The organism is Mycobacterium sp. NGS58, from assembly GCF_059812385.1.
Map to the genome: position 1 here is coordinate 17,093 of NZ_JCALCO010000014.1, position 14,188 is coordinate 31,280.

Below are 14,188 nucleotides of genomic sequence, written 5' to 3' on the forward strand. Positions count from 1 at the left end.
CGGTCAGTCGATCGCGGCCCAGGATTCGATGATCACCCGGGCGATCGAAATCGACCCGGGCAGCAGCAGTTTCGAGTCCGACGAGCTGGACCAGTCCCCCGCCGCCAGCGCGGCGCGCACCTCATCGCGGGTGAACCAGGCCGCCTCGGCGATCTCGCCGTCGTTGAACGAGAATTCTTCACCCGGGTCACCGACGGCGTGGAAGCCGACCATCAGCGAGCGCGGGAACGGCCACGGCTGACTGCCCAGGTATCGCACGTCGCGGACGCTCAGGCCGATCTCCTCGCGGATCTCGCGAGCGACGCACACCTCGAAAGATTCGCCGGCCTCGACGAACCCGGCCAGCAGCGAGAACATCCGCTCCGGCCACACCGCCTGGCGGGCCAGCACCGCGCGGTCACCGCCGTCGTGGATCAGGCAGATCACCGCCGGGTCGATCCGGGGAAACTCCTCGTGACCGGTGACCGGATTGACGCGGGCCCAGCCCGCCCGGGCCGGTCTCGTCGGCGAGCCGTCCTCGGGGCTGAAACGCGCCTTCTCATGCCAGTTCAGCAAGGCGACGGCGGCGGACACCAGCTGGCTGCTGGTGTCGTCGAAGATCGGGCCGAGGCTGCGCAGGTTCACCACCTCGGCGTGCGCGTCGGGATCCTCCGGGGCCTGCAGCGCGCCGCGGATGCCCCAGACGTGACGGCCGTCCTCGATGCGGCCCAGAAACACGGCCTCCGACGGCGGCTTGTCGCCTATTTCGACGGCGGCACCGAGAACCACCCTGCCGTCGGCGGCCAGCACCTGATTGCGCGAATCCACCCGCAGCAGCGCCGCATCCGCCCAGCCGGCGCTGGCCGCCTCGACGTCGGTGCGCAGCTGATCGGCGCGGTCGGCACCCACACGCGACAGCAGCGGGACGCTGCGCAGCTGAAAGTCCGCTATCGCCATCAGTGGTCGGCGTCTCGGATGTAGAGCAGTCGGTCGTTGGACTCGATGGCGTCCACTTCCGGTGCGCCGATGCGCAGCAGGTGGCCGTCGCGCACCACGCCGAGCACGATGTCGCGCAGGTGCCGCGGCGATCCGCCGACTTCGGTCTGCTCCACTTCCCGCTCGGCGATGGCCAGCCCGACGTCCGGGGTCAGCAGATCTTCGATCATCTCCACGACGCTGGGTGTGGTGGTGGCCAGCCCGAGCAGCCGGCCGGCGGTGGCCGAGGACACCACCACCGAGTCCGCACCCGACTGCTGCAGCAGGTGCTGGTTTTCCGTCTCGCGGATCGAGGCGACGATCTTGGCGTTGGGTGCGATCTCGCGGGCCGTCAGCGTCACCAGCACCGCGGTGTCGTCGCGGCTGGTCGCGACGATGATGGACGCCGCATGCTGGGCGCCGGCCAGCCGCAGCACGTCGGCTTTGGTGGCATCGCCATGCAGGGTGACCAGGCCCGCGCTTTGGGCGTGCTCGAGCGTGCTGCGATCGGTGTCGACGACGACGACCTCAGTCTGAACCGTCTCGTCACCGAGGATCGCGGCGACCGCCGTCTTCCCCTTGGTCCCATAACCGATCACGATGGTGTGGTTGCGCACTCTGCTCCTCCAACGCTGAATCTTCCACCCGTGGCGAGACCGCTCGGAAAGCACTTCGAGCGTGGTGCCGACCAACACGGCCAAGAACGCGATGCGCAGCGCGGTGAAGATCAGGGTGTGCACCAGACGCGCGGTTTCGGTGTACGGCGTGATGTCGCCGTAGCCGGTGGTCGACAGCGACACCGCTGAGAAGTACACACAGTCCAGGAAGGTCAGCGGTTCGTCGCGGACGTCACGGTAACCGTTGCGGTCCAGGTAGACGATGAGCGCCGCGGCGAACAGCACCACCAATGCGATGGCCAGGCGGCGGGTGATGACCCGGATGGGACTCGCATGCTCCTCGGGGATGCGCACCACGCCGATCAGCTGGTGGCCGCGCTGAGCAGTCAGGGTTTCGTCCAGACCGCGCAGCCTTCGGGACCTACCGTTGCCCACGGCGGCCCGTCATCGGCTTATCTTTTGCGCACGAGACACGCACGGGTCTTATGTAACCACGGCCACAGCTCCGCCAATACTCGGGCGGCGCACGTCACACCCGGACTCGACGGTCGCCGTCCGGATCCATCAGCAGCCCTGCGAGCGCCGCGTCGCTCGGCAGTTCCTCGGGTATCACGGTGGTGCGGGCACGCACGTAGTAGAAGGCGGTGCGCACCGAGGATTCCGGGACGCCGGCCAACGCCGCCCACGCCAGCCGGTACACGGCGAGCTGGACGGCGGCCTGCCGCATCGCTTCCGGCCCGCGCGGCGGTTCACCGGTCTTCCAGTCCACCACGGTGGCGCCGCCGTCGGGATCGGCGAAGACGGCGTCGATGCGCCCGCGTACCAGTGTGTCACCGATCGGCATTTCGAAGGGCACCTCCACGGCAACGGGAGTCCTTGCGGCCCAAGGCGATTTGTTGAAGGCATCCTGCAGCGCGGCCAGTTCCGCGGCGTCGCCGGCCTCGGAATCCGCGGCGCCCGGCAGATCGCCCAGCTCGAACAGACACTCGGCGCCATAGAATTTCTGAACCCAGGCGTGAAAGGCATTGCCCAACAGAGCATGCGGCTCCGGCCGAGACGGCAACCGGTGCACCAACCGCTGCACGGTGCCCGCCGGGTCGCGGGCCAGGCCGACCAGGGAGCTGACCGACAACTGGCCGGGCAGGGCACGGGGCGCCGGCTGCATCGCCCGGGCGCGCTCGGCCAGCAGCGCATCGACGTCGGCGGCCCAGCCCTCCACATCGACACCCGTCTCGCTCGTGGCGCTCATCAGCGCCTGCCTCACCAATGCGGCCCCATGCTCGAGGTCGTCGCGGCGCCGCGCCGGCGGTTCGGGCGGCCATACCGCTTCGACGACGTTGTCGCGTAGCGGGTTTCGTTCACCGTCGGCGGGCGGGGGCACCCAATGTTCCACCGTTCCGCAAGGGTCGCCGGTCGCGGCCGAATCATCGATCAAGGCCTTGATTTCGCAGAGGAATTCCGACGGCCCGCGCGGCTTGATGCCGGTGCCGCCCCAGTGGTGTCCGGACACCAGCAGGGTGTCCTCGGCCCGTGTGACGGCGACGTACAACAGCCGCCGCTCCTCGTCGATGCGCCGCTGCTCGAGCTGGCGGCGATGCTCGGAGATCTTGTCCGACAGTTGCTTTCGATTGGTGACGTCGGAGGTGTCCATTACCGGAATGCCCAGCGCGCCCGCGGCGGCGCGATCGCCGCGCAACAGCGGCGGCAGCTCGGCGGCGTCGGTGAGCCAAGTGCTCTTCGACCCCGTCGACGGGAAGGTGCCGCCGGACAGGTGGGCCACCGCGACGACCTGCCATTCCAGCCCCTTCGCGGAGTGCACGGTGAGCACCTGGACGCGGTCGCGGGCGACCGTCAATGGAGCTGGCGCCAAACCATTCTCGACGGTCTCGGCGACGTCGAGGAATGCCAGCAGGCCGGCCACCGACGTGGATGCCGATCCGTCCGCAGGCCCGGTCGCGGAGTCGGCGCTTTCCGCATAACCGGCGACGACGTCCGCGAACGCGTCCAGGTTCTCGGTGCCGGCCCAGCCGGCACCGAGAACCGCCGCGGCCCGGATTTCGCAGTCGATGCCCAGCACACGGCGCACCTCGGCGACCAAATCGGGCAGCGGGTGACCGAGGTGGGCGCGCAGCGCACTCAGCTCGGCGGCCAGCGCGGTGATGCGCCGATATCCCGGAGCCGAATAGGCGTTGGCCGCACCGGGATCGGAGATCGCGTCCGCCAGGCACACGGTATCGGCGTCGGGGCCGGCAGCCCTCGCGATCGACTCGGGCGAGGAAACAGCGGCGGGCGGCACGGCTCCGCCGAGTGCACGCGCGCGCTGCCACAGCGCCGCGAGGTCGCGGGCGCCGAGGCGCCAGCGTGGCCCGGTGAGCACCCGCATCGTCGCCGCGCCGGCCGTCGGATCGGCGACCAGGCGCAGCATGGCCACCACCTCCGCGACCTCGGGAATGGTGAGCAGCCCGGCCAGCCCGACGACCTCGACGGGGATGCCGCGGGCGCGCAACGCCTCGGCCATGGGCGCGGCATCGGCGTTGCGGCGCACCAGCACCGCGGCCGTCGGCGGCCCGGCGCCGTCGTCGCGGGCCCGCCGGTATCGCTGGTCGAGATGGTCGGCGATCCACTCCCGCTCGGCCGTGACATCGGGCAGCAATGCGCAGTGGACGGTACCGGCCGGGGCATCCGGGCGCGGGCGCAGCGCGTGCACCGCCACCGATCGCCGACGCGCCTCCGCCGAGACCGCGTTGGCAACCCGCAGGGTACGCGGCGGATTGCGCCAGCTGGTGCGCAATTCGAGGATCGGCGCGGGGGTGCCGTCGGATCGGGGGAAGTCGGTGGTGAACCGCGGCAGATTGGTCGCCGACGCGCCGCGCCAGCCGTAGATCGACTGAATGGGGTCGCCGACGGCCGTCAGCGCCAGCCCGTCGTCGACTCCCCCACCGAATAGTGCTGAGAGCGCGATGCGTTGGGCGTGCCCCGTGTCCTGATACTCGTCGAGGAGTACCACCCGGTAGCGGCCGCGCAGCTCCGCGCCGACTTGTGGGAACGCCGACGCCAGCCTGGCCGCCGAGGCCATCTGCATCCCGAAGTCCATCGCCTTGGCGGCGCGCATGCGGTCGTTGAGCGCGTCGAGCAGCGGCACCAGTTCGGTGCGTTCGGTCTGGGTGGCCAGCAGCCGCAGCAGCCATTGACTCGGGCCGCGGTCCCGTTGGTAGGGACCCGCGGGCAGGGAGTGGATGAGCCGCTCCAACTCCACGTGGGTGTCGCGCAGCTGGCCGGTGTCCACCAGGTGTTCGGCCAGTTGTCCCCACAGCCGCAGCACCATCGAGGTGACGACCGCGGGGGTCTTGTCGGTTCGCAGTTGCCCCGGATACGTGTTCACCACGTCGAAAGCCAGCTGCCACAACTCGGTTTCGCCGAGCAGCCGGGTGTCCGGTTCGACGGGCAGCAACAGCCCGTAGTCGCGCAGCAACGAGCCCGCGAAGGCGTGGTAGGTGCTGACCGTCGGCGCGCCGTCGGTGTCGATAGCCGCATCGCCTGCGGTGCCCGGCGCTCCCAGGCCGACGCCGGCCAGCCGGGCCAGCCGGGACCGGACGCGACGCAGCAGCTGGCCGGCGGCCTTACGGGTGAACGTCAGTCCGAGCACCTGGCCGGGCGCGGCGTAGCCGTTGGCGATCAGCCACACCACCCGCGCGGCCATGGTCTCGGTCTTGCCGGCGCCGGCCCCGGCGATGACCACCAGCGGCCCCGGCGGCGCGGCGATCACGGCGGCCTGCTCCTCGGTCGGCGGGAAAAGCCCCAGTGCGCCGGCCAATTCGGCGGGGCTGTAGCGCGGCGGGGTCATCGCTGCGATCCGTCGGCGTGGGCTGGGCAGTTCGGCCGGACGGGGCAGTGCGCGCAGCCGTCGTTGCGCCGCGCGATGAACTGCGGACCCGACGTCGCACCCGCCGCACGCGCGATGACCCCACGCCACTCCTCTCCGGCGGTGGCGGTCAGCGGATCCTGTTCGCGTTCAGCAACTCCGGACGCCCCGGTCTTGCCGAGGTATACGAGCCGCGCGCCGCCGGGCTCGACGTTGTCGGTCCCGTCGCCGACCAATCCCTCGGCCACCGCCAGCTGATACATGGCCAACTGGGCGTGCTGTTGCGCATCGTCCTTGCTGACAGGTGTCTTGCCGGTTTTGATGTCGACGATCACCAGGCGCCCGGCCGCATCGCGCTCCAGCCGGTCGACCCGGCCACGCAGCCGCACCTCGCCGCCGTCCTCGGTGGCCACGGTTCCGTCGATCTCGACCTCGACGCCGACCTCGGTCAGCGCGCCGCGGGTCTGCGCCCGCCACTCGACAAACGCCTCCAGCATGGCGCGGTGCCGGGCCAGCTCGTTGGCCGAATGCCATTGCGCCGCAAAGGGCAGATGCTTCCAGGCGCGGTCCAGCTCGGCCAGCAATTCCGATTCGCTCCGGTGCGGTTCGGCGATCAGGGCGTGCACCACCGACCCGATCGCCGAGCGCACGTCGCGAGCGTCGGATCCGCCGTGCCGCTCGGCGAGCCAGCGCAGCGGGCACTCGTTGAGTGTCTGCATGGTCGACGGCGTCAAGGTGACCACGTCGCCGCTGTCGCGCAGCGGTTCGGTGGTGCTGATCGGGGTCAGGCCGTGCCATCCGGCCGGGTCGGCGCCGGGCACACCGGCTTTGGCCAGCCGAGCCAATTGCGTTGCCGCGCAGTCGCGGGCGCGCTCGTCCACCGCCCCGTCGGGCGCGCACACCACGCCGCGCAGCCTGCCTACCAGCGCGGCCGCGGACAACATCCGCGGCGCCGAGACCGGTTGCACGCCGGCGCCATCGGCGTCTCCGTCGGCCCACTGCGCGATCTCGGTGAAGAACGCTGACGGCAGCGCGGCCTCCACACCGGCGTCGCTGTCGACGGCCGTCACCAGCAGCCAGCGCCGGGCCCGGCCCATCGCCGCCACCAACAGCCTGCGCTCCTCGGCCAGCAGCGGCGCCCGCACCGAGGCGTGCGCGCCGACGCCGTCCAGCACGTCCAGCAGCCGCTGAGTGGCCAGCACGCCGCCGCGCGGAACGGTGTTGGGCCACAAGCCATCCTGCAGTCCGGCGATGACCACGAAATCCCATTCGTGCCCCAGCGCGGCGTGCGCGCTGAGCACCCTGACCTGCTCGGCCGCGACGGCCGGCTCGCGGGTGACACTCGGCAACGCGAGCGAGGCGATGTGCTCGACCAGACCACGCAACGACGCACCCGAGGTGCGCGACACGTAGTCGTCGGCGACCTCGAACAGCGCGGTGACCGACTCGAGGTCCCGGGTGGCCTGCGCGGCGGCGGGGCCGCCGCGCTCGCTCACCGTCAGCCAGCGGCGCTGCAGCCCGGACCGGTGCCAGGCCGCCCACAGGGTGTAGCGAGGGTCGTCACCGGCGGCATGCGAGCGTGCGGCCGCGTCCAGCACCGCGCGGACCCTTCGCAGCGGGGCGAATTGCGGTCCCGGCGGCGTCACGTCAGCGGACAGCGCCTCGACCAACAGGTCGGCGAAGTCTCCCGGCAGGCGACCGGGGTTGGCGCGCTGCAGCGTTCGGCGCAGCCGGCGCAACGAGACCGGATCGACACGACCGATGGGGCCGGTCAGCAATGCCAGCGCCTGCTGCCCGTCGATCCCGTCGGCGATCGCCAGCAGCACGGTGAGCAGGGCCCGCGCGGCCGGCTCCTCGGACAGCGGACCGCGCACCGCGGGTGCGGCCACCGGCACCCCGGCGGCGGCCAGCGCGCGAGGTAATCGCGCACCGGCGCGCGGCACCGACCGGACGATGACCGCCATCTGCGACCAGGGCACGCTGTCGATCAGGTGTGCCCGCCGCAGCGCGTCGGCGATGGTCGCCGCCTCGGCGTGCGCCGACGCGGCCAGTCGCACCGTCACGGATCCCTCCCCCGCACCGGCGCCGTCGATCCACCGGCCGCTGCTGCCGCCGGGCAACCTTCCGGCGATACCGCTGACCGCGCGCGCCACGGCGGGCGCGCAGCGGTGCGACGTCGACAGCGTCACCGAAGGCCCGTCGCCGCCGAGCAGCCCGGCCGGTTCGCCGCCCCGGAAGCCGAACACCGCCTGGTTGGGATCGCCGGCGATCAGCGCCAGTTCGGCGCCCGCCGCGAGCACCCGGACCAGGCGGGCGGCCTGCGGGTCGAGTTGCTGGGCGTCGTCGATCAGCAACACGCGGATCCGGCCGCGTTCGGCCGACAGCAACTCGGGGTCGACGGCGAACGCTTCCAGCGCGGCGCCGACCAATTCCGCCGCGCCCAGCGCCGGTGCCGTCGCCTCCGGCGCGGCGGTGCCCACCGCCGCGCGCAGCAGCATGACCTGTTCGTACTGGCGGGCGAATTGGCCGGCGGCGCTCCACTCCGGCCGCCGGCAACGACGGCCGAGCCGCTCCAGCTCCCGGGGATCCACGCCGCGCTCGGCGCAGCGAGCCAACAGGTTTCGAAGCTCGGTCGCGAAGCCGGCGGTGCTCAGTGCGGGCCGCAGCTGGGCCGGCCACGCCGTCGCCGCGCGCGGTCCGTCCTCGAGGTCTCCGGCCAGCAGTTCCCGGATGATGGCGTCCTGCTCGGCGCTGGTGACAAGCCGGGGGGGCGCCTCGCCGGCGCGTCCGGCGGCGCGACGCAGGACGGCGTACGCGTACCCGTGCACGGTCCGCACCAGCGGCTCGCTGACGGCGGCCCGGCCCGGGCCGGTGGATCGCGAGCGCAGCAGCGCCGTCGTCAACGCGCCGCGCTCGGCCATGCCGATCCGCCCGGAACCGCTAAGCAGCAGAACCGATTCCGGGTTGACACCGGCGTCGATCCGCGCGACCGCGGCGTCTATCAGCAGGCTGCTCTTGCCGGTGCCGGGCCCACCGAGAATGCGGAGCTGACCGCGCGCACCGAGGTCTAAGACGGTGTGCGCTTCGGCATCCCACGTGTAGGCCATGACGGCATGACATCACGAGGGTCCGACAAGTCCGCTAACGCGCCACGAATGCGGATCGCAGCAACCGGTCGTCGAACCCGCCGACCGTCTCGCCGGTGACCGCGTAGTGGTACACCGCGACGCGGAAGATCTGGCTGAGCGCGGTGGAGACGAACGAGATCGCCACGGCGACGGCGAATGTGGCGGCCAGCACGGCGAGGCCGAGCGGTGCGAGACGAGCCGCGATCAGCGCGATGCCACCCACCACACCGCCCACCACGACCACCAGCGCGACCAGGAACGTCACCACCCCGATGGTGGCCGCCCCGGCCGCGCTCTCGCCCCAGCGGGCCTTGATGGTGTCCACCGAGCGGCGCAGTGACCGAAACGGTCCGGTTCCTTCGAGCGCGATCACGGGTATGACGAAAAACGTTGCGACGGCCCACGCAGCGCCGACCAGGTCCGCGACGAGCTTGCCCAGGTTCGGCAGGCGCTCCTCGACCGCCTTGAGGATCAGCCCGACCGTGGTCGCCACCAACGTCCATCCCAGGATCGGAACTATCCGGCGCGCCGCCGCGTCGATGCCCTCGGCGACCGTGGTGTCCTCGCCACGCATCGAGCGCACCGCGCAGGCGGCCAGCGCCACATTGAAGAAAATGGCGATGAACGTGGACGCGTATGCCGTCGCCGCCCCCGCGATGTAGTAGACGGGGTCCCGGTTGTCGACGTGATGGCCGCCGAGCACGCCGCGCACCAGCAGCGTCGGCGCCCAGATCGCGACCGTCGCCAGGGCGGCGAACGAGGTGGACAGGACCGGGAAGAAGACGAGCGACCGGTCCTTCCTCAGCACCTCCCAGCTCTGCCTCGAAAGCGCCCAGCCGCGCCTGATTCTGCCCATGAGCGCTCCCGTTGCGTCGTCGAGGAAGATCGAGCGGTTCAGCGTACCCGGGTCGCCACCTACTCTGGAGCGCGAGCGAACGACGACCGGAAGGAGGGGTCGAAGACCATGCACGACGAAGAACGCGGCTTTCCCATCGACGAGGCGCCGGAGGGCGACGCGGTGGAACAACTGCGGCCCGCGGATTCCGACGACGAGACCGGTCTGGACGTCGACTACGTGGCCGCCGGGGACCGGGAGGCCAACGAGGCCGACGTGATCGAGCAGGCCTACATCGTCTCCACCGAGGACGATCGGGATGACGACCGGTGAGGACCGCCGGCCGCTTCCGATAGCGGCGGCTGGCACCATCGACGCGTGACCGCGAAATTACATGTGCACCGCTACGGCCCGTCCGGTCCAGCACGGATCCTGGCGTTGCACGGATTGACCGGCCACGGCCAGCGCTGGCGTCAGCTTTCCGGCTTTCTGCCCGGGATCGGCGTCGCCGCACCGGATCTGGTCGGCCACGGCCGGTCTTCGTGGGCCGCGCCGTGGACCATCGACGCCAACGTCGCGGCGCTGGCCGCACTGCTCGACGAGCAGCCCGACACGCCCGTGGTGATCGTGGGTCACTCGTTCGGGGGCGGGCTGGCGATGCACCTGGCGGCGACGCGCCCCGGCCAGGTGGCGGGGCTGCTGCTGCTCGATCCGGCGGTGGGGCTGGACGGCGGCTGGATGCGCGAGATCGCCGAGGCGATGCTGTCCTCGCCCGACTATCCGGACGCCGAGGAAGCGCGCATGGAAAAGATGCACGGCTCCTGGTCCGATGTGGAACCCGCCCTGCTCGACGCCGAGATCGACGAGCACCTGATCACGCTGCCCGGCGGGCGCTACGGCTGGCGGGTCAGCCTGCCGGCGATGATGTCGTACTGGAGCGAGCTGGCCCGCGACCCCGTGCTGCCGCCCGCGAGGACCCCCACGGTCTTGGTGCGGGCCAAGCGGACCACCCCGCCCTATGTCACCGACGAACTGATCGACGGCCTGGCGCAGCGGTTGGGATCGGATTTCCGGCTGCTCGATTTCGACTGCAACCACATGGTGCCCTACGCCAAGCCCCACGAGGTCGCCGCGTTGACCCGCGAGCTGTTGGACGGCCGCTGACCGTGGCGCCGGTGACCGACGAGCAGGTCGAGCGGGTGCGGGCACTGGTCGCCGCGATCCCGTCCGGCCGGGTCGCCACTTACGGCGACATCGCCGCTGTCGCAGGGCTTTCCAGCCCGCGTATCGTCGGCTGGATCATGCGGACCGACTCGTCGGACCTGCCCTGGCACCGGGTGATCACCGCCTCCGGGCGTCCGGCTCGTCACCTCACGACCCGGCAGCTGGAGTTGCTGCGCGCCGAAGGCGTGCTGGCGACCGACGGCAGAATCGCGCTGCACGAGGTTCGCCACGAGTTTCCGGACGAACGCTAGAGCACCAGCCGGACCAGCGCCGCGGTGCGCGCCAGGCCGGGAAATGCCTCCGCGGTGGATCGCGGATGCAGCGCGTGAACCGCAAGACGAAACATCAACGCCCGCAACAACATTTGCGGCCATTCCGGCAGGGCGTTCCAGCGCTCGATCAGGCCGTCGTCGGCCTCCCCCCACGACAGCGCGTCGATGACGACCACTCCGGCCGCCCACGAGGCGGGCCGCCAGTAGGGCGTGATGTCGGTGATTCCCGGCGCCGCCGTGCCGACGAAAAGCACCGTTCCGTAGAGGTCCCCGTGCACCAGCTGGCTGGGGCTCTTGGTCGGCTTGCGCAAGGTGGCGAGCTGGTGGATCAGCTCCACCGACCGCTCGGCGTCCGCCATCGGGGGGGCCACCCTCGCGCCCGGGGGCACCGAGGCCAGCGGCCGATCCTCCCAGGCCGCGCGATCGGCGGCGATGAAGATGTCGACCTCACCCCACGGCGCGGCGGGCGCCTGCGTCAGAAAGCGGGGGCGGTCCAGTTTGCCAGTCGCCTCATGCAGGCGTACCGCCGCGGAGACGACTTCGTCATGGCGGGGCTCCGGCGTCCCGGCCACGAAGGTGTCGGCCCGCCACCCGGAAACGACGTAGCGCCCGTCGGTGGAACGGACCGGCCGGGCCAGCCGGACGCCGTCGACGAACAGGGTTTCGCGGACTCGGGCGGACCAGGCCGCGCGCGCGTTGTCGGCCACCAGCGACAGGACCACTTCACCGCACCGGAAGCCGCCCTCCCAACTGGCACCCAGATAGACGGGCTTTACGCCGGCCAAGCCAAACGCCGACAGCACATGATCCGGCGGTGGCTCGACTGTCACACCGGTACTCTAACGAGTCCAACAGGCGTTCTGAGTCAGTACATGATCATGTCGGGTTGCATCTGCTGCGCCCATGCCACGATCCCGCCCTGCAAATGCACCGCATCGGCGTATCCGGCCTTGCGCAGCACCGCCAGCGCCTGGGCCGAGCGCACCCCCGTCTTGCAGTACAGCACCGGCAAACGATCCTGCGGCAGCTTTGCCAGACCCTCGCCGGAAGTGATCGACGACTGCGGAATCAGCTGCGCCCCTTCGATATGCACGATCTCGAACTCCACCGGCTCGCGCACGTCGATCAGGGCCAGCTTCTTGCCGGAATCCAGCCAGTCCCGCAATTCTCGCGGGGTGATGGCCGACGCGTCCCCGCGCGCGACGGACTCGGGCGCCACACCGCACAACTGCTCGTAGTCGACCAGCTCGGTGATCTTCGGCCGCGACGCGTCCGACGGGTCACGGCGGATCGCGATGGTGCGATACGTCATCTCCAGCGCGTCGTAGATCATCAGCCGGCCCAGCAGAGAGTCACCGATCCCGGTGATGAGTTTGATCACTTCGGTGCTCATCACCGAGGCGATCGAGGCGCAGACGATGCCCAGCACGCCGCCCTCGGCGCAGGAGGGGACGGACCCGGCCGACGGGGGCTCGGGGTAGAGATCGCGATAGTTGAGTCCACGCCCGTCCGGCGCGTCCTCCCAGCACACCGAGACCTGGCCCTCGAACCGGTAGATCGACCCCCACACGTAGGGCTTTCCGGCCAGCACCGCGGCGTCGTTGACCAGATACCGCGTCGCGAAGTTGTCGGTGCCGTCCACGATCAGGTCGTAGGAGCCGAACAACTCGACCGCGTTGGTCGAGTCCAGACGGAACTCGTGCAGCCGCACGTCGACGAGCGGGTTGATGGCGTTGATGGACTCGCGCGCCGACTGGGCCTTGGACCGTCCGACGTCGGCCACGCCGTGGATGATCTGCCGCTGCAGGTTCGACTCGTCGACCACATCGAAATCGACGATGCCGATCGTGCCCACGCCGGCGGCCGCCAGGTAGAGCAACGTCGGCGCGCCGAGCCCGCCCGCGCCGATCACCAGCACCCGGGCGTTCTTGAGCCGCTTCTGCCCCTCGGGGCCGAGGCCGGGAATGAGCAGGTGACGGCTGTAGCGGGCCACCTCGTCGCCACTGAGGTGATCTGCGGGCGCCACCAACGGCGGCAGCGGCGTCGACACTGCGAAACATCTCCTTGGTTGGCCTAGCGGAAAGCGTCTACCACCATCACAGCAGCCCGTCGAGGGCGCGGCAACGCGCACCGGCGCGCATCGCCGGCCGGGGCTAGGCGATCGGGTACGGCCAGGGGTTGAACCGGCAGGTCTTCCCGTCGGCCTTGACGACGTCGGGGTCGAACTGGGCGGCGTCGTTGTTCGACGTGGAGAACGTCTGCTGCATCATCACCGGCGCCAGGGCGCCCTGCTGCTCACACGGCTCGTGGTGCAGATAACCGATGGCGTGGCCGACCTCATGGTTGATCACATACTGCCGGTAGGACCCGATGTCCCCCTCGAACGGCACGGCTCCGCGTATCCAGCGAGCCTCGTTGAGGAAGACCCGCGACTCGCGGTTTGCACCGAAAACCGGGTTGTAGCAAGAGGTTTCGAGGCGGAACTCGTACCCGCACCCCTCGCGAACCGTCACGGGTGACACCAGGGAGATCCGAAAGTCGGGTTTACCGTTGTCGATCCGGACGAACGCGAACTGCGGGTTGTGGGTCCAGCCCTTCGGATTGCCGAGCGTCTGTTCGACCATCTGGGCGAAGGCGTCGTCGCCGCCGAACATGGTCGGGTCGATGCCGTTCTCCACTTCGACGGTGTACCTGAACACCTTTGCGGTGCCCTGGCCGATCTGGGGCGTGCTGCCCGGCACGACATGCCACGTCTTGTCGCCCGCCTCGGTGAACGGGCCGCCGTCGGGCAGGGTGCCGGCGGGCAGGTTGGCGTCGAACGCGGCCAGCCCGCGCGGCGGGGCATCGATGATCGTCGTGCCGACCGCACCGATCGCCGGCGGACTCTGGATGGGCTGGCTGGCGGTCGGCTTCGGCGCACCGGTGCCCGTCACCGTCTGATACATGACCACCGCGGTGACCACCACCAGGACCGGCAGGGCGTACGCGCGCCACCCATAAGTGGAGACGAACCGGCCCAGCCAGGTTTGTTTGCGCCATTGTCGTGGCCGCTCGCGGTCGGCCCGCGCCCGCCCGGGCTCCCGCGCGAGGGGGTCGCGCAGCGCCCGCAGCGGCTCTCGCCACTCGTCGCGCAACACCGGCACGCGACCCGTGCTGCGCGGCGGCCGGGGGGAGGTCATTTCCCCAGGATTACACAGCCGCCGACCGGCGCCGTCCGTGGCGCGCCCGAATCCGCCTTCCGACACCGCTTCTGCCTGCGGCGACGACCGCGATGACGGCCGCATCGACTCCTCGGG

The 14,188-nt window shown here is 70.8% G+C and carries 11 protein-coding genes; 3 read left to right on the top strand and 8 right to left on the bottom strand.

Annotated elements, in window-relative coordinates:
- Positions 1-3: 3 nt before the first annotated feature.
- The 5 genes from nudC to AC5Y4H_RS14855 form a co-directional block, all read right to left on the bottom strand.
- Positions 4-936, bottom strand: a complete 933-nt coding sequence (gene nudC, locus AC5Y4H_RS14835) for an NAD(+) diphosphatase (RefSeq protein ID WP_499982888.1) — start codon at positions 934-936, stop codon at positions 4-6.
- Complete coding sequence (locus AC5Y4H_RS14840; protein ID WP_499982890.1) at positions 936-2,006, bottom strand: potassium channel family protein; 1,071 nt, start codon at positions 2,004-2,006, stop codon at positions 936-938. The genes nudC and AC5Y4H_RS14840 overlap by 1 nt, the downstream gene beginning before the upstream one ends.
- 94 nt (positions 2,007-2,100) lie before the next feature.
- Positions 2,101-5,415 (bottom strand): ATP-dependent helicase, encoded by a 3,315-nt coding sequence (locus AC5Y4H_RS14845; RefSeq protein WP_499982891.1) that lies wholly within the window; start codon positions 5,413-5,415, stop codon positions 2,101-2,103.
- A complete protein-coding gene (locus AC5Y4H_RS14850; protein ID WP_499982894.1) occupies positions 5,412-8,540 on the bottom strand; it encodes a PD-(D/E)XK nuclease family protein in 3,129 nt (1,042 codons plus the stop codon). The genes AC5Y4H_RS14845 and AC5Y4H_RS14850 overlap by 4 nt, the downstream gene beginning before the upstream one ends.
- A gap of 34 nt (positions 8,541-8,574) precedes the next feature.
- Entirely contained in the window at positions 8,575-9,417 is an 843-nt protein-coding gene (locus AC5Y4H_RS14855; RefSeq protein ID WP_499982895.1) for a DUF6159 family protein, read from the bottom strand.
- Positions 9,418-9,525: 108 nt separating this feature from the next.
- Here AC5Y4H_RS14855 and AC5Y4H_RS14860 point away from each other — a divergent pair, with 108 nt between their 5' ends.
- From AC5Y4H_RS14860 to AC5Y4H_RS14870, 3 genes are read left to right on the top strand one after another with little or no spacing between them, the layout of a single operon-like run.
- Positions 9,526-9,729 carry an Rv3202a family protein gene (locus tag AC5Y4H_RS14860; RefSeq protein WP_499982897.1) on the top strand — a complete coding sequence of 68 codons (204 nt, stop codon included), beginning with the start codon at positions 9,526-9,528 and terminating at the stop codon, positions 9,727-9,729.
- A gap of 45 nt (positions 9,730-9,774) precedes the next feature.
- A complete protein-coding gene (locus AC5Y4H_RS14865) occupies positions 9,775-10,560 on the top strand; it encodes an alpha/beta fold hydrolase (RefSeq protein WP_499982898.1) in 786 nt (261 codons plus the stop codon).
- 2 nt (positions 10,561-10,562) lie between these two features.
- Positions 10,563-10,871, top strand: a complete 309-nt coding sequence (locus tag AC5Y4H_RS14870) for an MGMT family protein (RefSeq protein ID WP_499982900.1) — start codon at positions 10,563-10,565, stop codon at positions 10,869-10,871.
- Here AC5Y4H_RS14870 and AC5Y4H_RS14875 read toward each other — a convergent pair.
- From AC5Y4H_RS14875 to AC5Y4H_RS14885, 3 genes are all read right to left on the bottom strand, one after another.
- The gene (locus AC5Y4H_RS14875; protein ID WP_499982902.1) at positions 10,868-11,722 is read right to left on the bottom strand and encodes a TIGR02569 family protein; all 855 of its coding nucleotides are present in this window, start codon (positions 11,720-11,722) and stop codon (positions 10,868-10,870) included. The genes AC5Y4H_RS14870 and AC5Y4H_RS14875 overlap by 4 nt on opposite strands.
- A gap of 35 nt (positions 11,723-11,757) precedes the next feature.
- Entirely contained in the window at positions 11,758-12,942 is a 1,185-nt protein-coding gene (moeZ, locus tag AC5Y4H_RS14880) for an adenylyltransferase/sulfurtransferase MoeZ (protein WP_499982904.1), read from the bottom strand.
- 103 nt (positions 12,943-13,045) lie between these two features.
- Positions 13,046-14,176 carry a DUF3152 domain-containing protein gene (locus tag AC5Y4H_RS14885; protein ID WP_499982907.1) on the bottom strand — a complete coding sequence of 377 codons (1,131 nt, stop codon included), beginning with the start codon at positions 14,174-14,176 and terminating at the stop codon, positions 13,046-13,048.
- Positions 14,177-14,188: the final 12 nt, after the last annotated feature.